This window comes from Halobacillus sp. AWM4_238 (genome assembly GCF_056158265.1).
In genome coordinates this window covers 734,892-760,163 of the sequence record NZ_JBSWSY010000002.1, presented here as the reverse complement: position 1 = coordinate 760,163, position 25,272 = coordinate 734,892, and the positions used below count along the sequence as shown (strand labels likewise).

The following is a 25,272-nucleotide window of genomic DNA, read 5'->3' as shown; positions in this document are numbered from 1 at the left end:
ATCATGATAAAATAAACCAAACACTTGTTCAATAGTAAAGAATCGGATGGGAGGATCCTTTGTGAAATCTTGTGGAGTTGTTGTTGAATATAATCCTTTTCATAATGGACATCTTTATCATTTGGAAGAATCGAAAAAACATGCAGAAGCTGATTGCATGATCGCCATTATGAGCGGGAACTTTTTACAGCGTGGAGAGCCTGCGATTATCGATAAGTGGCACCGGACAGAAGCCGCTCTTCATGGAGGGGCGGATTTAGTCCTTGAACTTCCTTTTCTGTATGCCGTTCAACATAGTGATTATTTCAGTAAAGGAGCGATCCAGACGCTTGCGGAAGTCGGAGTGGACAGCATTTGTTTCGGCAGTGAAAACGGACAAATCACTGCATTTACTGAGGCATTTGAGCACATGAACAAACACCAGGAAGAGTACGATGTGACGGTGAGAAGGTATTTGAACGAAGGTTATGCGTATCCTGAAGCTTCACGCCTTGGTTATGAGGCGATTGCATTCCCCTCTGGGTCTATTGACCTCACCCAGCCGAATAATATCCTTGGTTACAGTTACGTGAAACAGCTTCTTACTTATGCGCCTGACATCGAGCCGCTGACAGTTTTACGAAAAAACAACCACTACCATGATAAGGAAATTAGCGGACAAATTGCAAGCGCGACAAGTATCCGGAAAGAATTGTTTGAGGATGGAGTCATGACAGAAAAAGCTGAACAATCGTTCCCTCCTTCGACGGCCGAGATCCTGAATAAGTACAAAGATAGCCATGGGATTTGGCACGAATGGGAAGCGTACTTTCACTTGCTTCAATATAAGATCATGACGATGGAAGAAAGTACCCTCCGCTGTTTCCATGGGGTCGATGAAGGACTGGAATACCGTTTGAAAAGGACAGTCAAAGAGGCGACAACGTTTCATCAGTTTGTATCTGCCTTGAAAACGAAGCGATATACATGGACACGCCTTCAACGAACACTTGCGCATATTCTCGTAGGTACGGACAAACAAGAGGCCCGTGTAATGTTACGAGAGACACCGCCCCCATACGCAAGGATCCTTGGCATGTCGGAAACCGGAAAAAAATACTTACGATCTGTGAAAAAAGAAGCCGATGTTCCACTCATTACCCAACCCCAGCAGTTGGAACATGAAATGTTGGACTTGGAAGCTAGAGCCGCTGCTGCCTACTACAGTGTCCTGGATCCTGAGGAAAGAGTACACCAACTGAAGCGGGAATTCGGACCGCCGGTGGTCCATTCCTAGAGGGTCATGCTTGGAATTTCATTAAAAAACAGCCGCTCCCCTTTTGGAACGGCTGTTTTTCTTATGCTTCCTGCTTCGTTTTTAGGTTTTGTAAATAATCAATGGCATCTTGAAATGTATCAACAGGAACGATTTTCATGTCTGTGTCGATTTGTTCCGCAGTTTCTTTGGCGATTTGATAATTGGAGCCTTCTCGGCCCTCTTCATTAGGAGCAAAGAAAACCTCAGCACCATGATCCGAAGCGGCCACCACTTTCTTATCGATGCCTCCGATTCTGCCGACTTGCCCTTCATAGTTGATTTCACCGGTTCCAGCTATTTCATAACCTTTTGTGATATCAGTCTCTGTCAATTGATCATAAATTTCAAGAGAGAACATCAACCCGGCACTCGGGCCTCCAATTTCCCCACTTTTCACATTCACCTTGGGGTTGACATCTACTGTCCGGTCGGTAACAAGTGAAATGCCGACCCCTACTTTGTCAGGGTTATCAGGGAAAGGAGCCAATTCAAGCTCCCGTTCAATCGTCTCTTCATCTCTCACAAGGGTAAGCATCACGGACTCTCCATCACCTTTATTGCTTACATAGTCAATCAGGTCGCTTGTCTCTTGAATGTCTTGACCATCGACTTTCACTATTTGATCGCCCGTTTCTAAGACCTCTTCTGCCGGCATGCCTTCAATGACGTTCATGACATAAACCCCTTCATAGTTGATGTCAATCTCTTTGCCTGCTGCTTGATAGGCTACGACTTTAGAGGCTTCCTGGGACGATTCCATCATTTGAAGCTGGGCATGGAAGTACTCCTCCTCTGACACCCCTTCCGGCCGGATGTCTTCAATCGGGTAGATTTGATGGTACGGCCGGACCTGGGCAAGGGCCCATTGAATCGGTGTCGCTTGTCCACCGCGTACGGTTACAAGGTGCATGTCCCCAACACTGGAGAATCCTCCTTCAACTTCAACGATATCATTCAATGCATCCGCAGTTCCGGGCTTATAAATATAATAAGGGAGGCGGAAGGCCCCCAGGAATGCGACGATAAGTATAGTTATGATTCCGGTTATGATTAATCTTCGGTTTGCTTTCATTCGTCTTTTGACTCCTTCCACGCAGCGAGCTTTTTCTTTATATCTTCGATCACATCTTCCGCTGCTTTCTCACCCGCCTCTACAATCTCCTGGATGTTCGTAAACGCACGAGAGCTGAATTTTGATACATCCGGCTTGATCATCACATCCGTATCAGAAGAAACACCGATGGCTGTCACTAATTGATCCTGCATAATATCGATGCTCTGTGTGATGACATCATAGATGGAATTAATATTTGGATCGGAATCAAAATGAGCACAATCGACAGCGATAATGAATGCGGCCCCCATTTCCTTGACGACTGAGACAGGCACACGATCAATGACCCCCCCATCAATATAAAGGCGGTCCTCGATTTTTTCAGGAACAAAGATTCCCGGAATGGCAATGCTTGCTCTTACCGCTTCGCTTGCAGGACCGGTCGTGAAAATCTTCTTCTCTCCAGCATACAAATCAGTCGCGATGATCGACATAGGCGTTTGAAAATCCTCGATGTTTTTCCCGAACGTAAAGAGCCTGATGTATTCTTTTATTCTTTTCCCTTGCACAAACCCCATTTTTGGGACAGTGAAATCCAAATAATACTTCCGTTTAAACGTAAAGGCTAGTTTATACATATCTTCAATTCTTTGTCCAGCAGCAAAAAAAGCGCCAACGAGCGCCCCCATGCTGCTTCCTGCAACGAAATCGACGGGAATATCATGTTCTCGAAGGACCTTCAGAACACCCAAGTGGGCAAAACCACGCGCCCCACCAGAACCTAAAGCCAATCCGATCTTTGGTCTCGCCACTCGCCATTCCTCCTTCATCCATGTGGTTTATTTTATGGAATAAACCGTTCCCTTATGAGCGTACACATGGAATATAGACAACCTGTGGACACGCGTCGAAATCTACCCCCATTCTACTATTCCTATGATGAGAAGTACAGAAAACAGCCATGTCTAAGGAGGCGTTCTCGATTTCCAAATTGAAAACCATCGCATTGACGCTGCTCGCTTCAGCGCTTGCGGTTTCCTTGATCATATATCCACGCGATGCCCTATCTGCTAGTCTACGGGGACTTGATCTATGGTGGGAAATCGTCTTCCCATCCCTTCTCCCTTTTTTCATAACCGCTGAATTTTTGATCGGGTTCGGTGTCGTCCACGGCCTGGGTGCCCTGAGTGAACGGTTCATGAGACCATTGTTTAACGTCCCCGGCTGCGGGGGGTTTGTTTGGGTGATGGGAATGGCAAGTGGCTATCCATCCGGGGCGAAATGGACAGCTGATCTGCGCAAGAAGGGCCAAGTAACACGAGTAGAAGCGGAGAGGCTTGTCGCATTCACAAACGCTTCCAGTCCACTTTTCATTTTTGGTGCAATCGCCGTAGGATTCTTCCACGATGCAAGTCTTGGTATTCTTATTGCCATTGCCCATTACGGAGGAAATTTTTTAGTAGGCATCGGGATGCGCTTTTATAAGAGAAATGATCCTGAACAAAGCATGGACCGAGCGTCTGCTTCATGGAAAGTGGCTTTCAGTAAAATGCACCAATCCCGCATAGAGGATGGACGGACGCTTGGAAAATTGATGGGGGATGCCGTCACCCGCTCGGTGGACACGCTTCTCATGGTCGGAGGATTTATCATGCTTTTTTCCGTTCTCACAGAGTTACTGAAGCAAACAGGAGCCATTCATATTTTTTCACACCTCCTCTTCTATACAGGCCTGCCGGAAAGTTTTCACGTCCCTTTCACAGCAGGCCTGCTGGAGTTGACAACAGGCATTGGGGCTATTACCGAAACGCATGAATCATTGCTCGCCCAGCTATTAATCGTCAGTTTCATCCTTGGGTTTCATGGGTTTTCAATCCAGGCTCAAATCGCAAGCATTCTTGCTGAAACAGACATCCGTTTTAAACCCTATGCACTGGCTAGGATTGCCCATGGGATCGTTGCTGCATGTCTGATTTATGTGTTGTATTTTGTTTACCGGCCTTTTCAACAACAAAGTCTGCCGATATGGAACCCGAATGAAAACTTTACCGCTCCCATTCTCGAATTTTTCAATCATTATGGACCTCCGATCACACTGCTTATGATTATGCTCATGATTGCGGTTAAATGGAACAGTGAGCGGAAAACAAAAAAACGATCCCTACGTGTTTAACTTGTAGGAATCGTCTTTTTGTTTTCAATCTTAAAATTTTTCCGAAAGAGCTTTTTCTACCGGCGGAGGAACGAGGTCACTAATGTTCGCTCGGTATTTGGCTACCTCTTTAACGATGCTTGAACTTAAGAACGAGTATTGATTGTTTGTCATTACGAAAAACGTCTCAATATCTTCATTCAATTTGCGGTTCATCGATGTGATCTGCATTTCATATTCAAAATCACTGACAGCCCTTAACCCTCGAATGATCGCATGCGCTCCTTTTTCCTCGGCATAGTCCATCAACAGGCCACTGCAGGCGTCCACCGAAACATTGTCCATATCTTTCGTTACTTCTTCCAACAATTTTTTCCGTTCGTTGACGTCAAAAAGAGGAGATTTACTCTGATTGTTAAATACAGCCACGATGACGTGATCAAAAACTTTGGCCCCTCTTCGGATAATATCTAAATGACCATATGTAACCGGATCGAAACTTCCGGGGCAAATCGCAATACGTGTCATACCCTTCTCTCCTTACTCAAAAATCGATACACCAATATTACTCCCATAATGATCGGTTTTCATTCGTTTCAGACGCCCCACTTCTTCCGGGATTTCTTCTGAAGCATCGTGTTCACAAACAATAGTCGCATGTTCTCCGACCAGCTCAAACTCTAAAAGCGCTTCCATTAAGTCCTGATAAGAAAACTTCTTATAGGGTGGATCCAGGAAAATATAATCGAACGTCAACCCCCGTTTTCCAGCCGCCTTAATCGCGCGCATGGCATCGGTTTTAAAAACTTCTGTACGCTCATTGATGTTGAGCGTTTTTATATTTTCATAAATGGTCTGGATCGCTTTTTGCTGTTGATCGACGAACACACAAGAATCCACACCGCGGCTCAAAGCTTCGATTCCAAGACCGCCGCTCCCAGCAAACAGATCCAGCGCTTTACCGCCCTCGAAAAAAGGACCAATTCCATGAAAGACCGCTTCCTTGACCTTATCTGTCGTCGGTCTGGTTTTATGTGTAGGGACCGATTTCAACGGACGTCCCTTAAATTCACCAGCAATCACTCGCATCCTGTACACCTCACTTGTCAGCATTCCCCATAATCCTACCACAAAACAGACGTGTCAGGGAAGTATATGGTGTGGAAGTGCCTTGATCAAAGGATGTTCAGCTAAGTGCGCGACGTCATGTCGCAACGCTGAACGACCCCACTTCCTGTGGGGCCAAGCATAAGCCAATCTGCGGAGTGGCGGTCTTTGCCACAGAGCAGAGTTGCTTATGTCTCGAGGGTCTGGGCATTGGAACCGGATTGCTATGGTGTGAAGTGCCCTATGAGACCGGAACATCATAAATCTTGGACATTTTTTTAAAACCAGTGAATAATCAAGATCAGCTACGTACATACTAGCACTTGAAGCGGATGATACTGCTTCTGAAAACGGAGAAGGCTTACATCCCCATAAGCTCTTCCTCCGGTTTCTCCTCTCCCTTTACTTTTTTGTTTCATCTTAGATGATTCAAAAAAGCGGGGTCGCCCGGAATGGGCGACCCTATTTTTTTTGTGATTATTTTGAACTGTACGTAAGGTTTACGTTCAACAGCTCCTGGAGATCCTGCTTTCTCATGAATGGTGAAGAATCTAGCATAATCAATAGATCCTCTCCCACCCCGAAACTCTCATTATTGACAATAAACGTTGGTTGGTCGATGTAAAACCGATACTCCTTCCCGGGTATCTTAATGTTATAGACAGCATCTTGCTCGATTTCCGTATATTCATAATCCATGGCACGACTGATGTCCCTTATGGAAAGGTAAGACTCTCCATGGTAATGAACGATGCGATCGGTAATCGGTTGCTTTTTGTGGAACACGTCCCTTTCCTCAATGAAGTACAGATGGTCTTCTGACGGAGCTTGATAGTTTTGGAAATAGGATGTTTTTACGCCATAGATGTTTGATAATGTTTGATCCAGGAATATACCTAAATCATTGATCTGTTCATCTTGTAACAGCTTTTCTCTCAACATCCTCAGCTCGTCTTCCGTAAAAGCCGATGCTACTTCGTTTGCCATAGAGGTCTTCCTCTTTGTAAATATATCTTTGACAATCTGCAACTCCCAAGGATTACTCTCTGAGGTGACATTTCTCAGATGCTCTTCCAGATACTCTCCTTGCAATCCCTTCACGTCTCTACCTTCCACCTTCATAAAGTGATCAGATACTTTGGTTTCGGATTGATCGAGTTGGATCAGAACAGGACTTTTCAAATCCAAAAAATCTTGTATATCCTGTTTATCCTCCGTCGAAAGCTTTCTTGCTGCATCGTATGTAATGATACTCTTTCCGTTATGCCATATAGAAGCGTCCCCTTTTCTAGCGAGTGGAAGCGGCTCATCCATGGACGGAAACGAATAAAATCGAAGGTTCTCCATTTGAAAGTCACTCTTTTTAACGGAAGGAACTAACCACGAGTCTTTCACCTCATCAAAGTCCTGAATTGTGAGCGAAAAAGGTGGCTGCACGACACGACCCTCTTTTTTCAACTCAAGCATCCAATCATGGATCACCTCATCCGCAGGCATGGATAGAGTATAATTCACAACAACTTTCCCGGGCTTTTCTATAATCATTTCGGGGTTTTCTTGATTGGTTACCCGACATGGCGACTCTTTCTGTGAACACATGATTTCTGATATTCCATCCGCAGTTTGGAGTGTGTAAATACCTGCTTTTAACTGTTCATATGTATAGCCGAATTGCAGTTGATTCTCTTTAACTGTTATGGAAACGTCAAGCTCCGGAGATTTACTGACCTTTCCGCTTCCCATTTCTGATTGGTCCCACTGATAAAGGAGCATGAGAGTGGACACACTGAGAAGTAGTGTGAGCGGAATCCATAAGAACTTCATCTTGCTCCCTCCTTTTCCAATTTACATGCACAAGGTTTCGTGCTACCTTTAATTTGATTGTTTACTAGAAAGCTCTGTTACATATCCATGTTTAGTCCAGATAAACTCTCTTTTCTTGAAGACTTAGTTTCGAGACTTTTGTTGAGTGGATGGGGGCTGCGGGGAATGACTCGCTTTCCGCGGGAGCGCGGTGAGCCTCCTCGGACTGCGTCCTGTGGGGTCTCACCCTGCACTTTTTTCCCGCAGGAGTCTCGCCATTCCCCTCCGCCCCTTGAACATAGGAGGATCTCGAAACTACTTCCAGCGTTAGGTGCCTTCTATACGTATTGTGAGTTGTAACACAAAACCTCCATCGTATGGATAGAGCTCATGACCGCTTGGTATAGAGCTTTTTTTACTATTGGTAGTACTGGTGGAAGTTACTCCTTCTTGGTACAGGGGTTCGTTTCTCACATTATTGAAAGGGGTGGTTGGGAAGCTGCGAGACTCCCGCGGGAATGGATTGACTGGCGAGACCCCGCAGAGCTTTAGCTGGCTTGCCTCAATCACCAAAGGAAAGCGAGTGGCTTCCCAATCACCCCTGACGCTCAACTCAGCAACGAACCCCGAAAAGTCTCGAAACTGAGTCTTCCAAAATCCTGTCATATACTTTATTAACAAATAATCAACAGTTAGCAGAGCCCATTAGAAAGGATGCACATATCTTATGATACAAAAATTCATCGAACTTGGCGAAGGCTATGCGGATATTTATGAACTGGTCGATTTAGGAACACGGATGCCGGAACGTATTCAGCATGCCATCGCTTTTTACAGTGAAAAAAACGGAAAGCCGGTAGCCTCCTTGTCTTTGGTGATGAAACCGGCGCACAACGATAAATTCCAACCCATCTACATTTGCAGGGAAGGCATCCCTAACCCTCACGAAAAGCCGAATCAACGCTTTGATTTGTATAAAGCTATGGTTGATCAGGCAGGAAAAGAAATAACGGAATTCACCATCAAACCTTCCAACCTTTTTCCTGAAACGGAGCTTTTTTACCAGCATTTAATTGGAATTCTTCGAATGAACAAGTTTATCGCTCCATTAAGCTGAAGCATAACCCTGATAAAAGTAACGAATTAAAAAAGCGTCCGCTAAAGAAGCGGACGCTTTTTTTGGTACAATCAGATGCCCATCTTATAATCATACTGTTTAGCTTTGTCAGGCTTGGCCCCTTCGTATTCTGTGCGAACATCCGGTTTATAGGAGGGCACAACGCGGGAAACGAATGGTAAGCGTTCGAGTTTTTCCATTTTAAACTCAACATCTTCCTGATTCACATAGACTAAGGCATACTTCATTTTCTTTGATGCGTGAATGAGGTGACCATGTTTTTTGATCTGCCTGATGTTTTTCATATGTTGAAAATATACAATTAGACCTTGTCGTTTTGTTCGGATCATTGTTTGACTCTACTCCCCATCGAACATAATAGATTAACGTTAGTTTACCAAATATCCCCGCTTACAGCAATGAGGAGGTTGGTGTTCATGCTCACCGATCATGAACGGGCATCCCTTGTATTTGAAGAGCTTTTACAGAAATCAGAGAGAATCCATACGGTGATGTTCAAAAAGATCGCAGGAATCCCTTTCGTCTATTTGCAACCGGAAAATGGTACAGCGAGGAAAGATGTAGAAGAAACGTTAAAATGGTGTGCATCGAAAGCGATGAAAGGAAAACGCCTGACCCTTGCGATGAGTTATGTCCGCAAGAATCAGGCGCTCTATGTTTATCGTGTCCGCTTTTTGGTTCCACAGCGGAAAATGTTCTGTTGTGGGAACTTATGCGACGATTGTATTCGATTCACAGATCCTTAAGAAGCGCAGCCACAGCTTCCGCCGCTTCCACAGCCACCACTGCAACCTGTGTCGGTAAGGGCCATTCCGTTTTTTGGCACTTTGATTTGTTCGCTTACACTGAACGCTACACTCTCGCTGATTTCATCCAAGAGCTTTTGGATATTTCGTTCAGCTCTTTTGAAATGAGCGACGGTCTCGTGCATATCCATCTCTCTTTTGACGGAGCGGACTTTTTTCATGATGGTATTATAATCGGGATGATAGCGTCCGAAACGCTGCACGTCCTCATAGTGTTCTTTCATATCAGCAAAGTTTTTAATGAGCCTTTGCGCCTCTTTATCATTTTCAAGAGCGTTCTTAGCCTCCTGGTATTCTTCCATGGTATCTGAATGCATGACCATCTGCCCAATCGATTCAGAGTGGTCTAGCAGATCGACAATCTCCATTGTAGCTAGCATAGTACATGTCCACCTCCATCTTCTATCTTATCAAATAGGAAAGCAGATGGAAATGAAAGTTTCCACCTGCCTTAGGTTTAATAATAAGGGTATTCCATTTCTTTCTGGTTTTTGCCGGAATCTTTCTTGACGTTCGTGATCAGCTGCTGAAATTGACCGATGGCTCCGTTCAGTTCATCGATTTGCCTTGAAACTTCTTCCCAATTGATATCTTCCATCATGACACCCAGCTGTTTGATCCAGTCCATCTTCGCAGAAGCACTTTCCTTCTTCACCGATGGCAGGGATTCCCAAAAAGGGTCATCTTCGCCGAGGATCATATACTTCTCATAATAGCTTTGGATCAATTTATGATTTTTCCTCAACTGTCCCTTCACTTTTGGGTGTTTGTTGACAAAGGCTTTGAACTGCTGGACGCTCGGGTGCAATTCATTTGTACTCATACCTTTTACACCTCACTGTAAGAACTACAGTATAGCCTATGCAGAAAAGAAACAGGCGTTCATGGGACAGTCAAGAAATTCTGTGTATAATATCGTTGATGTACCCCGACACCGAGGTGTGTATAATGAGGATCCAACAGTGCTTTCCTGTGCCCTGGACTGTTCAGCCAACCATGGACAGCTGCAGTGGCGTCCACGTATTGAGATGCAATGTTTTCACCAGCTCTGACATATAAAATGTTACCCAGCCGTTCTTTCAAACCGTCTCCATTCTGAGAATAATGGGAAAAATAATTGTTCTCATCCATATCCCTGCTATGTCCATAAGCAACAAAAGAGGCTTCTTCATGTTCCATAAGAGAACCGGCATCATGGACAGCACGGACACGGTTCGTAATGGAGAAGATTTGTGCTTCCATTCCATCTTCAACCTTCCCCCACGCCTTCTTATCCAAAACCTCTTGATGAGGAAGGGTGCCCCGATAAACAACTTTGTAGGGCTGGTGCTTGAGAAGAATATCATTCCTTATCATCCGTACCGCAAAGACTTCATTCGTTACCTGGTCAAAATATAATTGGGCCGTCCAACGATCTCCTATAGAAATGACGGGTTTTTCAGCGATATCCTTTTCTGTCAGCTTCAGCGTATAAGCTCCTTCACTATCCAAACGATAGGACGATTCAAAAGGGAAGGATTCAGACACGTCTTTGTAAGAATCGTGAATGCGAACAGGCCCTATCCCCTCTTTGAAAAGAACCCCTGTGACGACTTCTCTATCCTGAATACCAAACTGCATCTCGATGGATTCTTGTGATCCATACACCCACCAGTCATACCCATATTCACTAGGATCTTTTCTCAGTGGCTCTCCCATTTCATGCAATAATTCGTTGGAGGACAACCCACGGTAAGAAAAAAACTCCGTTTCATTTTCATCCTGCAGTTTCCCCGCCGTTTCTATCGTAGGGTCTGAAAACTTTTCGACCACCGGTTCGTCTATAGGAGGATTCAAGAGGAAAAACAAACCGACGATTAAAAAAATGAATAAACATAGGACCACGGATTTTTTTAACATGTCTGACTCCTCATCAAAGAGCATTTTATTTTATGTATAAGCGATTCGGTTGAAGGCTATGATTAGAATGAAATAATCATGCGCTAAAACCATACGAAAAGGCCTGCTCCTATAGAAGCAGACCCATGAAATTAGTGAAGCTCAGGACGCTCGGAGATATCCTGCAAGGCGACTCCTGCTGCATGGTCGGACATTTCTTCTGTCGACAAGTCACCAAGAGAAATGATGCCAGACAGTTTTCCGTTTTCGACAACAGGAAGACGACGGACTTGGTGCTCGGCCATGATTCTACTCGCCTCTTCTAAGGAACAATCCGGTGTACAGCTGTACATGCGATCGCTCATCACTTGTTGAATTGGTGTAGAATCAGGTTTTTTCGCTGCATACCCACGAATGACTAAGTCACGGTCTGTTACCATACCCATGACGTTGCCTTGGTCATCACAGACAGGAATAGCGCCGACATTCTTTTCTTTCATCATAGAAGCTGCGTCACTCAACTGGTCATTCGTATGACAGATGGAGACATCGCTTGTCATGATATCTTTTACACTTTTCATGAAAGATCCTCCTCTTAAATCATGATCAATGTTTATTGTCCCCTCTTTGCAGAATTTATTACATGCATCCGGTTTCCTTTTATAGTATAATGATAACGTAATCACAGATATTAAACCTGTGGCAGGACGTATGTCATGCCAAAATTGCAAGCATTACCTTTTCATACTAAAATAAGGTAAGATACATAACAATTGCGAGGTGGAACAAATGAAATTAGAAGGCACTGGGATTGAAGGTCTCGTTGTTGACTACAAGCCATTGACAGAAATCATGGAAAGTAATGGATTCATCCTCGGAGGATCCTGGGATTATGAGCGTGTCACGTACGATTATAAACTGCCCGCTCCCGAAAAAAACATTACTTATTACATCCGAATCCAAGGATTTGCACTTGAAGGCGATGTCGATAAGGGAGATGCTGTTGTCCGTTTGATGAAACCGCTTCTAGGCCGCCACTATTACCCTCACGGCGTCGAATATGGCCACCAGGAAGGGTTTACAGACAGCATTATTTCCAAAGCGAAATCATTGGTGTCCAAAGTGGAGCAGCCAGCGAAGAAATACCACAGTCAAGTTCCAGAGCATGTTGTCTTGGACAAGCTGAAAAAATGGGCAGAAGAGAATGAGAACGAAGAAGTTCTTAAGAAAGTGGAAGAACTATCTTCAGATTCCGATCGCCGTATATAATCATTCACTCCCTAAGGGTGAACAACAGTCGCACATCATTGTATGGTGAGCGACTTTTTTAAAAGGAAGCAAAGAGTGAACTCATGATCGGTTTATGGGGGAAAGGAGACTTATACATAAATTGTTCCGTTATCTAACAAAAAAACAGTGGATATTAATCTTATTATCCGTCCTACTCATCATCGCAGGCTATTTCATCTTACCTGTCTCTATTCCATTGATATTAGCTTTCGTTACGGCCCTGTTTTTAAACCCTGCTGTAAGGCTGATTCAATTCAGGTTTCGCATCAACCGGAAAATGTCCGTGACGATTGTTTTTTTACTGTTCCTGGTCTTCCTTGGACTCTTAGGAACATTCGCTGTGACCCGTGCCGTCACACAAATTGTACAATTGGCAGACAATGCCCCGCAGTACATCAACCAAATCAACAATGTGCTATTGGATTGGGAAGATCACATGGCCAGTTTTTCACAATCCATGCCGAAAGAATTCGTGGATAAAGTAACGGCAGAAATCATGAATGCCATTGACCGGACGACGACAGCGATCACTGAGAAGCTTCAGTTGTCCAACATCGCTGCTGTGGCAGCGAAAATACCCGAGCTGCTCGTCAGTTTTCTCGTTTATTTAATTGCATTGTTTTTATTTATGCTTGAACTTCCACGTTTGCGAGATAAGATGCACGACCAGTTCACAGAAGCAACATCCGAAAAAGTGAAATTCATGAACGCTCGTCTTTCCTACGTCGTGTTCGGGTTCTTAAAAGCACAGTTTCTCGTCAGTATCATCATTTTTGTCGTATCGTTGATCGGTTTGTTATGGATAGCGCCAGATGTTGCATTAATCATGTCGCTCATTATTTGGGGGATCGATTTCATCCCGATCATTGGCTCCATCGTTATTTTGGGACCATGGTCTTTGTATATGCTCATTGCCGGAGATATTGCCATGGGTACAAAACTGGGGTTATTAGCCATACTACTTCTCGCCATTCGCAGGACCGTCGAACCGAAGGTTATGGGACGACACATTGGATTGTCCCCGCTCGCCACATTAATTGCTATGTATTTAGGCTTACAACTGATTGGACTTCTCGGATTCATCCTCGGTCCTCTCGTCGTAATTGCCTTCAACTCAGCAAAAGAAGCAGGTATTATTCGATGGAATTACAAATTATGAGAAATAAAAAACCTGAAGCCATGGCTTCAGGTTTTTTATAATTCTTTATTTGCCGTATTTTCCTGTTGGTGAATCTTTTTCTCTTTTTTAAAGACAAGGATATCCATGCTTCTCCCTGTATGGTTGAATCCATTATTGATCAGCACTTTTTGAGAAGCAAAATTTTCTTTATCACATTGTGCTTCAATGCCCTTGACACCCGGATGCTTGAAAGCCCAGTCACAGAGAGTTTGAACGGCTTCTGAAGCATAGCCGTAATTTCGTTCGGAGGCAACTACATGATAACCAATTTCTATATTGCCTTCACTGTCTGGTTTGCCTTTGAATCCGATATCACCGATCACGTGCTCCCCTGCGGAATCAATCATGACCCATGGCCCAAACCCCAATTCATCAGCATTGTTTTCTAACCGTTCTGCATACATAGGCATCAGTGCTTTCAGGCCGTCGTGCGGCCAGTTTTTATTCCATGGTAGTTGGAACTTGTAGTAGAAGGCGAGCGAATTCTTCATTAGGGTCTGTGCAAGGTCTAACGTAATCGGGAACAGCTGTAATCTCTCTGTCTTCAATTCCATTGTAGGTCATCCCTTTCCTATTATGTATACGGAAACATACGCATCCATACACTCGTTCCCCATACCATTCCAATGTAAACCAAAAACAACGAATCGCATCCCGATTCGTTGTTTTTATTTACGTGCCTAAGATCGCTTTTATCATGCTTGTCGTCGTACCGCCATCGTATATAATGTATAACAGCATATAAACCGCAACTCCTGTAACAGCGGTACAAAACCAGATGATACTTGTGACTGGTCCGATTTTACGGTGTTTTTTTATTCTACGCTTAAACGCGTATGTTAAAGTCACTAACCCGAAAACCGCTCCGACCGTTGCAAGTAAGATATGAAAAATCAGGAAGATCGTATAAAAAATCTTCACATCATCCGGTCCTCCAAAACTTGTGTTCCCGACAAAAATGGTACGACTCAGATAAATGATGAAAAAAGTCAAAGCACTAATGGCAGCTGCAATCATCACATTCCGATGAGAACTTCTTTTATTTTTCACAATCAGTACCCATCCAATTGCGACGAGTACAGCGCTTAAAACTATGAAAAATGTACTAAGTGTAGGCAATAACGGCATACTTCCACCTCTTCCCCTCTAACAACTCTCTAAGATTCTGTCTGTATTTGACTTGGCAGCGGATCAATCGTATCTCTTTCTCTGTTGAACCAACTAAAGAAAATATAGGCGATGATCGCACCGAAAATCACTTCCTGCGCAATCTTCATGATAATTCCACCTAACTGTTGATCTTCAACCAAAGGCATAGGTGTAAAATAATTGGGACCATTCAAGTTGGATGCGAGGCCGCTCAGAACATCTGCCGGGACACACAAGCTCATTGCCTGCATCCATGCTCCTGCTTCCGAATATGTTTCATAAAGCGGTGCACCAGCAAAGATAATCAGACCACAGGCAGGTGTAATTAATACACCATTGGCGAAAATGAACCCAATTTTTAATATCGGGCTTAGCCTATCCAAACGCTCCAATGGTGGAAAAACAGAAATCCACATGCAAAAAGCGACAAACAAAATGATGGTTGTGATCACAGTATGTGCCAGGTCACTAGATTTTGCATAATCGAAAACGACGGGCATGTGATACATGGAAAACAGCCCGTTAAAAACGAGCAAAGAAATCAATGGCCGTGTAAGAAGACGCAGCACGGACTTAATTCCTCTCGCAGCGAAAACTTTTTCCCATATCCATACCGGAAGACCTTTGATAACCAGGATCGGAAAAAGCAAATAGTAAATGGCCATTTGACTCATGTGGGCTGTAAACATGATATGACCAAGCAAATCTACAGGAGAGCCTTTGACGATGTATAAAAGCAACATCCCACTATAAAACATGAATTGCTGAAACGCACTCGGAGGCTCCGTCCCTTTTTTACGCCCAGGCCCTGTTATGTAAAAATACAGCGCTGATAATAACAGAACGAACACGAAAAAATACGGACTCCATAAAGCGCGGAAACCAAAAATTTGAAGTTCTAACCACATTGGTGTCTCACCCCAGATTGTTTTACTTGTACTTCTCCATTTTACCTAATTATCGACGAAAAAACGAGCGCGCATAAGGAATTCATCTATTGTTCATAATTTAGTCATATCTCGCACGGAAAAAAACAAAAAAGACCGGAAGGCCCGGTCTTTTTTGTTGAATCTTATAGACTTACCACCAGATGATGGATGTGAACGTAATGATCGTCAATGCAGCTACAGCCGCACCTCCGTACATCATGACAGCAACCATGTCATGGCCTTTATTCTTCATGTGCATGAAGTAATAAAGTTGAAAGGCTACCTGAACAACAGCAAGGATAATCAATGTCGGAATGATGAAATAGGAATTCACTTCCATTATGACCATTCCGAAAGCAATAAACGTGAACAAGATCATCAAGGCAAAAGTAAGGACCTGTTGCTTCATTTCTTCACGATGCTGCTTCTTCTCATACTCCCGGTGATGAACGGGTTTAGAATGTGATTGATCGGCCATGGATTAACCCACCTTTCCCATAAGATACACAACTGTAAAGATGAATACCCATACAACGTCGATGAAGTGCCAATAGAGGCTTGCAATATAAAACTTCGGCGCGTTATATAAGTTCAATCCACGCTTCTGGTTACGGATCATAAGCGCTACAATCCAGCTTAGCCCAAAGAGAACGTGTCCTCCGTGGAAACCGACAAGCGTGTAAAACGCTGATCCAAAGGCGGAAGAACGGAACGTGAATCCATATTCATGGATATAATGATAAAACTCATAGATCTCCATGCCAAGGAATCCAAGTCCCAAAACAACCGTTATCCCCAACCACATTTGCATTTTTTGAAAGTCATGATTTTTCATGTGGTACATGGCATAGACACTTGTTAACGAGCTAGTCAGAAGGAGCATCGTCATAATGAACACAAGCTCCAACCCGAACAGATGCTCTGGTGTGTTTTCCCCTTGCGTCGAACCATTCAACGCAAGGTACGTACCGAATAGACTGGCAAACAATACAGTTTCTCCACCAAGGAAAAACCAGAAGCCAAGGAATTTGTTTCTACCTTCAAGGGTGGCTTTTTCCGGATCGTGCGGCATTCGTTTAGGATTGAGTACGTCTTCTGAACTCATTATTTGCCAACCCCCTTCTTAATATCTTCTTCAAGTTCTTCTTTATGAATATGGTGTCCCAGATCATCTTTCAGTGAACGGGTCAGCATAGAACCAAGTGTTAGTCCCATACCGGCAAAGACAGCAATCAACCACATCGGGTCATCGACTTGGTAAATAAAACCAAAACCAGCGATGAATGTACCAAGAGAGATCGTAAATGGCAGAATGGAAGCATTCGGCATGTGAATATCACCCAGTGGTTCTGCAGGTGTCATCCCTTCTTTTCCATCCATCTTCTCAACCCAAAGTGGGTCAAGGCCACGTACAAGTGGTGTTTGAACAAAGTTGTAGTGTGGAGGTGGAGATGGAATCGACCACTCTAGAGTACGGCCATGCTCCCAAGGATCTGCATCCGCTTTCTTCTCTTTGACTGACGTGTAAACGACGTTGATTAAGAAAATGATCGTACCGATCGCCATGAAGAAGGCACCGATTGTACTGATCAAGTTCCCTGTAGCAAGCCCTTGTCCTTCAAGGAAAACCCAGTAACGACGAGGCATTCCCATAAGACCAAGGAAGTGCTGGATAAAGAAAGTCAAATGGAAACCGATAAAGAACGGCCAGAATGCCAATTTACCAAGTTTCTCATTAAGAACTTTACCGAACATCTTCGGCCACCAGTAGTGTAGAGCAGCAAATAGTCCAAAGGCTACCCCACCAACGATGACGTAGTGGAAGTGTCCGACAACGAAATACGTATCGTGATACTGGAAGTCAGCAGCAGCTGCAGCAAGCATAACCCCAGTCATTCCCCCGATCGTAAACGATGGAATAAAGGCGATGGACCACAGCATCGCAGCCGTCATGCGAATTTGTCCGCCCCACATCGTAAACAACCAGTTGAAGATCTTAATCCCTGTAGGTACGGCAATCGCCATTGTAGCAACAGCAAAGATTGAGTTGGCAATTGGTCCCATACCAACGGTGAACATGTGGTGAGCCCATACCATGAATCCTAAGAAACCGATCAATACGGTTGCAAATACCATGGCGGAATAACCGAAAAGACGTTTCTTAGAGAATGTCGAAAAGATGTCACTGAAAGCTCCGAACAACGGAAGAATCAATATGTAAACTTCCGGGTGACCGAAGATCCAGAACAAGTGCTCCCAGATGATGGCATTACCACCGAGACCAACATCAAAGAATGCAGATCCGAACATACGGTCAAACATCATTAGGAATAGTCCTACTGTCAAAGCAGGGAAAGCGAATAAAATCAACGTACTTGTTACGAACACAGACCATGTGAACAAAGGCATACGCATATACGTCATACCTGGTGCTCTCATGTTTACAATCGTTACAAGGAAGTTAATACCACCAATTAACGTACCCGCACCGGATATTTGCAGACCCATGACATAGTAGTCTACCCCGTGCCCGGGTGAGGTCGTCGATAATGGTGCATAGTTGGTCCAACCGGCATCCGGTGCACCACCAGTAAACCAGGATACGTTCAGTAAAAGTCCTCCAAATAGGAACAACCAAAATCCTAAGGAGTTCAAGAATGGAAAAGCAACGTCCCTTGCCCCGATCTGTAAGGGGACAACGGCGTTCATAATGGCAAAGATGAGCGGCATGGCCGCTAAGAAAATCATGGTCGTACCGTGCATCGTGATCATTTCATTGTAAAGTCCAGCAGAAATGAAATCATTGTCTGGTTTCATCAACTGGATACGAATTATCATGGCTTCGAGCCCACCGATTAGGAAAAACAACCCCCCAGAGACCAAGTAAAGATGTGCAATCTTCTTGTGGTCTACTGTTGTTAGGTAATCCCAAATCACAGCGCCGAGCCCACGTTTTTGTGCTACTGCAGTACTCACGCTTTAACCTCCCTTTTCAACCTCTTTCTGATAAAGCTTACTCTTCGACGCTTTGCATCTCTAGATCATTTCCAACATCCGAGTGATCCAACTCTAGAAGATAATCGGCAATTTTCGCTGCATCTTCTTCCGAAACAAGCTCTGCAGGCATTTGGTTCCCAGGCTTGATTTCATCCGGATGGACGATCCAATCCACAAGATTTTCTTTCGAAGGCTGCAGAATTCCAGCAATTTTCTCGCGGTTTGCGAAGTTGCCTAAGTTCGGTCCTACACCAGCTGACGCGCCACCAATTGCGTGACAACTCATGCAGTTATTATTGAACAACTCTTGACCCTCCTGAGCTGTTGTCGTTTCAGGCGTTGCTTCAGGATCGATGTTCTGCATGTCTTCTACCCATTGATCGAACTCATCAGGGCTGACAGCGATTACTTTGAAGTACATCAGGGAGTGGGAAGGTCCGCAAAGTTCAGCACAAAAGCCTTCGTAAACCCCTTCTTCATAAGCTTCTAAGTACATAGTGTTCATGTTCTCACCAGGAATGGTATCCATCTTACCTGCAATAGCCGGTACCCAGAAGGAGTGGATGACGTCACTGGCTTTCATGTTTAAGTATACCCTTTCATTTGTAGGGATGTAGATTTCTTGACTCGTTGAGATCTCTTGATCTGCGTAGTCAAACTGCCACCAATATTGGTTACCTGTGACATCGACCGTTATAACGCCTTCATCTCCTTGCGTTGATTGATCAGCGAGGTCGAAAGTCGCTTGTACAGTAGGGATTGCCAGCACTAGTAGCAAAATGATTGGAATGACTGTCCAAATCACTTCCAAAGCTTTGTTCCCTTCTGTTTGTTTCGGAACGATGTGTTCCTGCCCTTTCTTCTCACGGTAACGCAGAAGAACAAAAGCATAAATGGCCATAACGATTACGAAAACGAAAATCATTATCGCAATACTGATCAACATAAGATCAAATAATAATTCCGAGCCATATCCTTTGGGTTTTAGTGCACTGATGTTTTCAATCCCACACCCGGTAAGGAGCATGGTCAAAGCACCAAATAAGAATAATGAACGGAATTTTCCCATCCAACCTCTCATGCGTCATACCTCTCTTTCTCTTGAAATGCAATTTTTTATTATAGAAACTGACCTCCAAATAGGAGGTCAGTTCTTTAAAATGGGAATGGCAAAGTGACGATGACCATCATGAAAAACATGATTGTCAGATAGTTCAATGAAAAGATGAACATCCATGTCGCCCACTTGTAGTCGTCTTTCATAAAGAAGCCTGCGATCCCTAAAGCCAACCAGCCAATGGAGAGCACGTAAGCTGTAATTAGAAAAACGGTACCAAGAGAAGCCAAATAAATCGGTAATGGAAGCAAACAAGCGACATAAACGACAATCTGACGTTTTGTCATCTCGAACCCGTGAACAACTGGCAGCATAGGGATTCCTGCTGCTTTGTACTCATCTTTCTTCTTCATGGCTAATGCCAGGAAGTGCGGGGTTTGCCAGATAAACATAATAAGAAACAGAATCAAAGCTTCCAACTGCAAGCCTGGGTCCACAGCAGCCCATCCGATTAATGGCGGGACAGCTCCTGAGAAGCTTCCAACTACTGTATTAATCGTATACTTTCTTTTGGACCACATCGTGTAAAGAACAACGTAGACGAACCAACCAAATGCGCCCCACAAAGCTGCTTGCCATGTAGTGAGGAGCAAAGTGACAAATCCGAGAATGGATACGCTGATCCCCAATGTTTTTATAAATGATAAAGACATCGTTCCTGTCACGGTCGGACGATTATTCGTCCGTGACATGATTGGATCAATGTCCCTGTCATACCAATTGTTAAGAATACAACCGCCGGCAATTACGAAAGCGGTTCCGAGCATCGTCAGCAGGAAAGTGACCCACTGATCAAAAAATAATGTACCTGTATAATGGAGAGCCAGCCAAAATCCTGCAAATGTAGTGATCAAATTCGAGTTAATGATACCGACTTTGATCAAGCTCTTTATATCAGCTAACAAAGAATGGTCATTGGTTTTCGTTTGGATCATTTCTGTAGAAGCAGATTCGACTGTTCTTGGATTGTCCATCGTATTCTCTTCCTCCTTCTACCACCCTCTTCAACGGACCATGTGAATCATTATTCATCAGCTGATTCACTGAGGGCTATTTCCATACTTGCATCAAACTAGGATGACAAGAAACATCAAAATAATTGTATCATGTAATTGTTGTTCTATCTATTTAAACTCAACAATTTTATTTATTTGTGACAACTTTGTGAAACGCTAGTCACTCTTAGTATCTACCATTCTCAGCTATTTTAACGCTGCCGGACAGAAACCCTTAACAAAAGCAAAAACCCTTCCTGACGCGCACCCTTATATTTCTAGCAAACCCTGTCAAACATTGCAAGTTTTTTTCAGAACTTTCGACATTAAAATAGATATAAAACGATATGAAAAAATGAGGAAGGTCTAATGGCTAACAAAAAAAAGAAAGGAAGCATGTATAAGCTTCCTCTCTTTGAATGTTATTCAAATTCAATTAGTAAATCACCCACGTGGATGGCTTCATTGTTCTTCACATAAATGTCTTTGATGACTCCATCAAATGGGGCTTGAACGGTCGTCTCCATTTTCATGGCTTCCGTAATCATGAGATGATCGCCTTTCTTAACATCTTCCCCTTTGTTAGACAACACTTTAATGACTGTTCCCGGCATCGTTGCTCCAATATGCTTGCTGTTGGATTTATCAGCTTTCGGGCGTTGCTGAACGGAAGCTTTAACGTTTTCATCCTTCACAACGACTTCACGAGGTTGACCATTCAGCTCGAAATATACCGTCCGGGTTCCGTCAATTTGTGGCTCTCCAACTGAGACAAGCTTCACGATTAAAGTCTTTCCTTGCTCGATCTCCACTTCCATTTCTTCGCCCAGTCTCATCCCGTAGAAAAACGTCGGTGTGTCTAGAACCGACATATCACCATACTGCTCCCGAAACTTATGATGTTCCATGAACACTTTCGGGTACAGGGCATAACTGATCATATCAAAACTGGTGACTTGACGATCGAGGGAGTGGAACAGTGTCTCCTTCATATTGTTGAAATCAACCGGTTCCAGCAGCTCCCCCGGCCTAACCGTAAGGGGTTCCCTTCCTTTCAATATAATCCTTTGAAGTTCTGCCGGGAAGCCGCCATAGGGCTGTCCAAGATAACCTTGGAAGAATTCAACGACACTGTCAGGGAAATCAATCGAATCCCCTTTTTCATAGATGTCATCTTCGTTTAAATCGTTCTGGACCATATACAAGGCCATGTCACCGACGATTTTAGACGATGGTGTAACTTTGACGATATCTCCAAACATATCATTCACCCGGCGGTACATCGACTTTACTTCATCCCAGCGATGTCCTAAACCGACCGCTTTTGCTTGTTGCTGCAAGTTGCTGTATTGGCCACCTGGCATTTCGTGTTCATACACTTCTGTATGTGGAGCCATCATGCCGCTTTCGAAATCCTGGTAGTATTTTCTCGTATCCTCCCAATAATGCCCGAGCTCCTCGTAAGCGGAGATGTCCAGATTCGGTTTCCGTTCACTACCCTCGAGAGCATAATAAAGGCTGTTCGCACTTGGCTGGGAGGTCAAGCCAGCCATTGAACCAGTAGCGACATCAACAACATCCACTCCCGCTTCAATCGCTTTTGCATAGGTGAACAGACCATTCCCACTCGTATCGTGTGTATGAAGATGGATCGGGATGTCCACGGTTTCCTTCAATGAGCTGATCAACTGATAAGCAGCTTCTGGTTTAAGGAGGCCGGCCATATCTTTAATCCCAAGAATATGAGCTCCTGCTTCCTGAAGTTCGAGCGCAAGCTTTTTATAGTAGGCCAGATCATACTTCGGCCGGCTGCTATCAAGAATGTCTCCGGTATAACACATCGCCGCTTCCGCTACTTTTCCGCTCTCCCTGACAGAATCGATCGCAAGCTTCATGCCTTCCACCCAATTGAGGCTGTCGAAAATCCGGAAAACATCAATTCCTGCAGACGCACTTTTATCGACAAATTCACGAATCACATTGTCGGGATAATTTTTGTATCCGACCGCATTGGATGCTCTTAGAAGCATTTGGAAAAGGACATTCGGAGCTTTTGCTCTCAATTTAAGCAAACGCTCCCATGGGTCCTCGTTCAAAAAACGGTAAGAGACGTCAAACGTTGCCCCTCCCCACATTTCTAATGAGAACAAATCTGGTAATAGACGAGCCGTCGGTTCGGCTATATTTTCAATATCCTTTGTACGTACACGGGTAGCAAGCAATGACTGGTGGGCATCCCTAAAAGTCGTATCTGTAAGCAGCACTTCCTCCCTTTCTTTCAGCCAGGAAGCAAGACCTTCCGCCCCTCTTTCCTCAAGAATCTGTTTCGTTCCCTTTGGAATTGGTTCCGAGTGCTTGATGCTTGGAATTCTCGGCCTTGAATAGCTTGGTTTCTTGCGGTTGCCGTACCCTTCAAAACCATTGATGGTCCGATCAGCAATGTAGGACAACATCTTCGTCCCACGGTCTTTTCGTTTCGGAAAAACAAAAAGCTCTGGAGATCGATCGATGAAGGTCGTATCATATTCTCCCGATAGGAACTGCTTATGTTGAACGACATTCTCCAGAAAAGGAATATTCGTTTTGATCCCGCGAATCCGGAATTCTTTCAAGTTTCTGACCATCTTGTGGGCCGCCTGGTCAAAGCTAAGCGCCCACGTGGACAATTTGACTAGTAAAGAATCGTAATATGGAGAGATGACCGCACCCTGGAATCCATTCCCTGCGTCAAGCCTCACCCCGAAACCGCCCCCAGAACGGTAGGCCATGATTTTTCCTGTATCTGGCATGAAATTGTTCAGAGGATCCTCCGTCGTTACACGGGATTGTATGGCATAGCCATGAGTGACAATGTCTTCTTGCTGTGGAATGGAAATGCGGTCACTATGTAAACCATACCCTTCTGCGACAAGGATTTGTGTCTGGACAATATCCACACCGGTAATCATTTCCGTGATGGTATGCTCCACCTGCACACGCGGATTGACTTCGATAAAGTAAAATTCATCGCCGGTCACTAAGAATTCAACGGTTCCTGCGTTGATATACTTCACGTTGTCCATCAATTTGACAGCAGCATCACAAATCGCATCTCTGACTTCTTCTTTCAAACTGACACTCGGAGCAATCTCTACGACTTTTTGATGTCTCCGCTGGACGGAACAATCCCTTTCATATAAGTGGACGATGTTGCCATCCTGATCTCCAATAATTTGAACTTCGATGTGCTTCGGTTGTTCAATCAGTTTCTCAACATAAACTTCATCACTACCAAAAGCAGCTCGTGCTTCCGAACGAGCGCGATCATACGATTCCTCAAGGGTTGTGGCGCTTCTGACGACACGCATCCCTCGACCACCGCCGCCCATCGCAGCTTTGATCATAAGTGGATAGCCATGCGCTTCACCGAACTGTTGTATCTCTTCCAGTCCACTGACAGGACCGTCACTGCCCGGGATAACGGGAATCTCCGCTTGAACCGCCTGTTCCCTCGCTTTAACTTTATCTCCAAACATATTCAGATGGTCACTCGTCGGCCCAATAAACGTAAGCCCTTCTTCTTCACACCTTCTCGCAAACTCAATGTTTTCAGACAAGAATCCATATCCAGGGTGAATGGCATCAACACCCACACTTTTAGCGATTTCAATAATTCCTTCGATATCCAAATAGGCGTCAATCGGCTTTTTCCCCTCACCAATCAGATAGGCCTCATCCGCCTTATATCGGTGATAAGACCCTGTGTCTTCCTGCGAATAGATGGCGACGGTACGAATGTTCAATTCAGTACACGCACGAAAGACCCGTATAGCAATCTCCCCGCGGTTTGCAACTAATACTTTATTGATTTTCTTGGTCATTGCCATAATCCCACTCCCTGCTTGTCGATGATTTGAGAATTAGAACGGTTCTGTTACATAGTTTCCACTAGAGAACCGAAAATTCCTTCTAATCTGACAATTTAGCAGTGAAAATAAAAGCGACATCCCCTAAGTATGTCTAAAAATGAACATAAAAAAACTCAAATCACAACGACCAGTCGCAATTTGAGTTCTTATGTTATGACTTCTGTGCAGCCTCATGCAAAACGTTCAACTGTTTTTCAAGGTTATCCAAAAGTGCTTTTCCTTCTTCGTCGCTGATTAAATTCAAGCGAACCGCAAAATGAATTTCGCGGGATAAACCAAACATTTGTGTATCTAAAACTTCTTCGTAAAGTGGACACTGAGGCATAGTCAAATTGTCCATCTGTACTTTTATTAACCTTAATATTTTATCAGCGTCAGCTTTTAGAAGGGCATAGGCTTTTTCTCGATGATCCACAGCCACATCAGACAACATCAAAATCCCCTCCAATGTACAAGTCTTTCTTCTATTTAT

General features: G+C 44.1%; 26 protein-coding genes. 6 read left to right on the top strand and 20 right to left on the bottom strand.

Annotated features, from left to right (window positions below; genetic code table 11):
• Nucleotides 1–61 precede the first annotated feature (61 nt).
• Nucleotides 62–1,276 (top strand): nucleotidyltransferase, encoded by a 1,215-nt coding sequence (locus ACXACN_RS03955; protein ID WP_474962495.1) that lies wholly within the window; start codon nucleotides 62–64, stop codon nucleotides 1,274–1,276.
• Between the two features lie 61 nt (nucleotides 1,277–1,337).
• On the opposite strand, the gene ACXACN_RS03950 is transcribed toward ACXACN_RS03955, so the two are convergent.
• Both ACXACN_RS03950 and ACXACN_RS03945 read right to left on the bottom strand, forming a co-directional pair.
• Entirely contained in the window at nucleotides 1,338–2,369 is a 1,032-nt protein-coding gene (locus ACXACN_RS03950) for a SepM family pheromone-processing serine protease (RefSeq protein ID WP_474962494.1), read from the bottom strand.
• Nucleotides 2,366–3,163, bottom strand: coding sequence for a patatin-like phospholipase family protein (locus tag ACXACN_RS03945; protein WP_474962493.1), 798 nt, complete (start codon nucleotides 3,161–3,163; stop codon nucleotides 2,366–2,368). The genes ACXACN_RS03950 and ACXACN_RS03945 overlap by 4 nt, the downstream gene beginning before the upstream one ends.
• Nucleotides 3,164–3,312: 149 nt before the next feature.
• Between ACXACN_RS03945 and ylbJ the strand changes: the two genes are divergently transcribed.
• Nucleotides 3,313–4,524: a sporulation integral membrane protein YlbJ gene (gene ylbJ, locus ACXACN_RS03940; RefSeq protein WP_474962491.1), complete on the top strand. Its 1,212-nt coding sequence runs from the start codon at nucleotides 3,313–3,315 to the stop codon at nucleotides 4,522–4,524.
• A 30-nt stretch (nucleotides 4,525–4,554) separates the two neighbouring features.
• Here ylbJ and coaD read toward each other — a convergent pair whose 3' ends face one another.
• The 3 genes from coaD to ACXACN_RS03925 all read right to left on the bottom strand — a co-directional run bounded on the left by coaD (nucleotide 4,555) and on the right by ACXACN_RS03925 (nucleotide 7,434).
• Nucleotides 4,555–5,031, bottom strand: coding sequence for a pantetheine-phosphate adenylyltransferase (gene coaD / locus ACXACN_RS03935; RefSeq protein WP_474962490.1), 477 nt, complete (start codon nucleotides 5,029–5,031; stop codon nucleotides 4,555–4,557).
• Between the two features lie 12 nt (nucleotides 5,032–5,043).
• Nucleotides 5,044–5,616, bottom strand: coding sequence for a 16S rRNA (guanine(966)-N(2))-methyltransferase RsmD (gene rsmD / locus ACXACN_RS03930; protein ID WP_474962488.1), 573 nt, complete (start codon nucleotides 5,614–5,616; stop codon nucleotides 5,044–5,046).
• A 471-nt stretch (nucleotides 5,617–6,087) separates the two neighbouring features.
• The gene (locus tag ACXACN_RS03925) at nucleotides 6,088–7,434 is read right to left on the bottom strand and encodes a hypothetical protein (RefSeq protein ID WP_474962486.1); all 1,347 of its coding nucleotides are present in this window, start codon (nucleotides 7,432–7,434) and stop codon (nucleotides 6,088–6,090) included.
• 706 nt (nucleotides 7,435–8,140) lie between these two features.
• On the opposite strand from ACXACN_RS03925, the gene ACXACN_RS03920 reads away from it, so the two are divergent.
• Nucleotides 8,141–8,530 carry a DUF7147 family protein gene (locus tag ACXACN_RS03920; protein WP_474962485.1) on the top strand — a complete coding sequence of 130 codons (390 nt, stop codon included), beginning with the start codon at nucleotides 8,141–8,143 and terminating at the stop codon, nucleotides 8,528–8,530.
• 71 nt (nucleotides 8,531–8,601) lie between these two features.
• Here ACXACN_RS03920 and ACXACN_RS03915 read toward each other — a convergent pair whose 3' ends face one another.
• The gene (locus ACXACN_RS03915; protein ID WP_474962483.1) at nucleotides 8,602–8,880 is read right to left on the bottom strand and encodes a YlbG family protein; all 279 of its coding nucleotides are present in this window, start codon (nucleotides 8,878–8,880) and stop codon (nucleotides 8,602–8,604) included.
• An 87-nt stretch (nucleotides 8,881–8,967) separates the two neighbouring features.
• On the opposite strand from ACXACN_RS03915, the gene ACXACN_RS03910 reads away from it, so the two are divergent.
• Complete coding sequence (locus ACXACN_RS03910; protein ID WP_474962482.1) at nucleotides 8,968–9,297, top strand: hypothetical protein; 330 nt, start codon at nucleotides 8,968–8,970, stop codon at nucleotides 9,295–9,297.
• On the opposite strand, the gene ACXACN_RS03905 is transcribed toward ACXACN_RS03910, so the two are convergent.
• The 4 genes from ACXACN_RS03905 to ACXACN_RS03890 form a co-directional block, all read right to left on the bottom strand.
• Nucleotides 9,294–9,737 (bottom strand): YlbF/YmcA family competence regulator, encoded by a 444-nt coding sequence (locus tag ACXACN_RS03905; protein WP_474962480.1) that lies wholly within the window; start codon nucleotides 9,735–9,737, stop codon nucleotides 9,294–9,296. The genes ACXACN_RS03910 and ACXACN_RS03905 overlap by 4 nt on opposite strands.
• A 77-nt stretch (nucleotides 9,738–9,814) precedes the next feature.
• A complete protein-coding gene (ylbD, locus tag ACXACN_RS03900; RefSeq protein WP_474962478.1) occupies nucleotides 9,815–10,180 on the bottom strand; it encodes a spore coat protein YlbD in 366 nt (121 codons plus the stop codon).
• Between the two features lie 59 nt (nucleotides 10,181–10,239).
• Nucleotides 10,240–11,256 carry a CAP domain-containing protein gene (locus tag ACXACN_RS03895; RefSeq protein ID WP_474962477.1) on the bottom strand — a complete coding sequence of 339 codons (1,017 nt, stop codon included), beginning with the start codon at nucleotides 11,254–11,256 and terminating at the stop codon, nucleotides 10,240–10,242.
• A 131-nt stretch (nucleotides 11,257–11,387) separates the two neighbouring features.
• On the bottom strand, nucleotides 11,388–11,816 hold the full coding sequence (locus ACXACN_RS03890; protein ID WP_115824840.1) for a CBS domain-containing protein: 429 nt from the start codon (nucleotides 11,814–11,816) through the stop codon (nucleotides 11,388–11,390).
• Nucleotides 11,817–12,024: 208 nt separating this feature from the next.
• Between ACXACN_RS03890 and ACXACN_RS03885 the strand changes: the two genes are divergently transcribed.
• Together ACXACN_RS03885 and ytvI are read left to right on the top strand one after the other, a co-directional pair.
• A complete protein-coding gene (locus ACXACN_RS03885; RefSeq protein ID WP_474962475.1) occupies nucleotides 12,025–12,504 on the top strand; it encodes a YugN family protein in 480 nt (159 codons plus the stop codon).
• Between the two features lie 121 nt (nucleotides 12,505–12,625).
• Nucleotides 12,626–13,684: a sporulation integral membrane protein YtvI gene (ytvI, locus tag ACXACN_RS03880; RefSeq protein WP_474962474.1), complete on the top strand. Its 1,059-nt coding sequence runs from the start codon at nucleotides 12,626–12,628 to the stop codon at nucleotides 13,682–13,684.
• A 35-nt stretch (nucleotides 13,685–13,719) separates the two neighbouring features.
• On the opposite strand, the gene ACXACN_RS03875 is transcribed toward ytvI, so the two are convergent.
• The 10 genes from ACXACN_RS03875 to ACXACN_RS03830 form a co-directional block, all read right to left on the bottom strand.
• Nucleotides 13,720–14,259 carry a GNAT family N-acetyltransferase gene (locus ACXACN_RS03875; RefSeq protein ID WP_474962472.1) on the bottom strand — a complete coding sequence of 180 codons (540 nt, stop codon included), beginning with the start codon at nucleotides 14,257–14,259 and terminating at the stop codon, nucleotides 13,720–13,722.
• A 118-nt stretch (nucleotides 14,260–14,377) separates the two neighbouring features.
• Nucleotides 14,378–14,833 (bottom strand): DUF420 domain-containing protein, encoded by a 456-nt coding sequence (locus tag ACXACN_RS03870; RefSeq protein ID WP_474962471.1) that lies wholly within the window; start codon nucleotides 14,831–14,833, stop codon nucleotides 14,378–14,380.
• 29 nt (nucleotides 14,834–14,862) lie between these two features.
• The gene (ctaG, locus tag ACXACN_RS03865; RefSeq protein ID WP_474962469.1) at nucleotides 14,863–15,762 is read right to left on the bottom strand and encodes a cytochrome c oxidase assembly factor CtaG; all 900 of its coding nucleotides are present in this window, start codon (nucleotides 15,760–15,762) and stop codon (nucleotides 14,863–14,865) included.
• Between the two features lie 172 nt (nucleotides 15,763–15,934).
• Entirely contained in the window at nucleotides 15,935–16,261 is a 327-nt protein-coding gene (ctaF, locus tag ACXACN_RS03860; protein ID WP_474962468.1) for a cytochrome c oxidase subunit IVB, read from the bottom strand.
• Nucleotides 16,262–16,264: 3 nt separating this feature from the next.
• The gene (locus ACXACN_RS03855; RefSeq protein WP_474962467.1) at nucleotides 16,265–16,888 is read right to left on the bottom strand and encodes a cytochrome (ubi)quinol oxidase subunit III; all 624 of its coding nucleotides are present in this window, start codon (nucleotides 16,886–16,888) and stop codon (nucleotides 16,265–16,267) included.
• Nucleotides 16,888–18,759: a cytochrome c oxidase subunit I gene (gene ctaD / locus ACXACN_RS03850; RefSeq protein ID WP_474962465.1), complete on the bottom strand. Its 1,872-nt coding sequence runs from the start codon at nucleotides 18,757–18,759 to the stop codon at nucleotides 16,888–16,890. The genes ACXACN_RS03855 and ctaD overlap by 1 nt, the downstream gene beginning before the upstream one ends.
• A 37-nt stretch (nucleotides 18,760–18,796) precedes the next feature.
• Nucleotides 18,797–19,861 (bottom strand): cytochrome c oxidase subunit II, encoded by a 1,065-nt coding sequence (gene coxB, locus ACXACN_RS03845; RefSeq protein ID WP_474962463.1) that lies wholly within the window; start codon nucleotides 19,859–19,861, stop codon nucleotides 18,797–18,799.
• Between the two features lie 74 nt (nucleotides 19,862–19,935).
• Nucleotides 19,936–20,871: a heme o synthase gene (cyoE, locus tag ACXACN_RS03840; protein ID WP_474962461.1), complete on the bottom strand. Its 936-nt coding sequence runs from the start codon at nucleotides 20,869–20,871 to the stop codon at nucleotides 19,936–19,938.
• A gap of 443 nt (nucleotides 20,872–21,314) precedes the next feature.
• The gene (gene pyc / locus ACXACN_RS03835) at nucleotides 21,315–24,758 is read right to left on the bottom strand and encodes a pyruvate carboxylase (protein ID WP_474962459.1); all 3,444 of its coding nucleotides are present in this window, start codon (nucleotides 24,756–24,758) and stop codon (nucleotides 21,315–21,317) included.
• 193 nt (nucleotides 24,759–24,951) lie between these two features.
• A complete protein-coding gene (locus tag ACXACN_RS03830) occupies nucleotides 24,952–25,233 on the bottom strand; it encodes an Fpa/YlaN family protein (protein ID WP_075036512.1) in 282 nt (93 codons plus the stop codon).
• Nucleotides 25,234–25,272 lie beyond the last annotated feature (39 nt).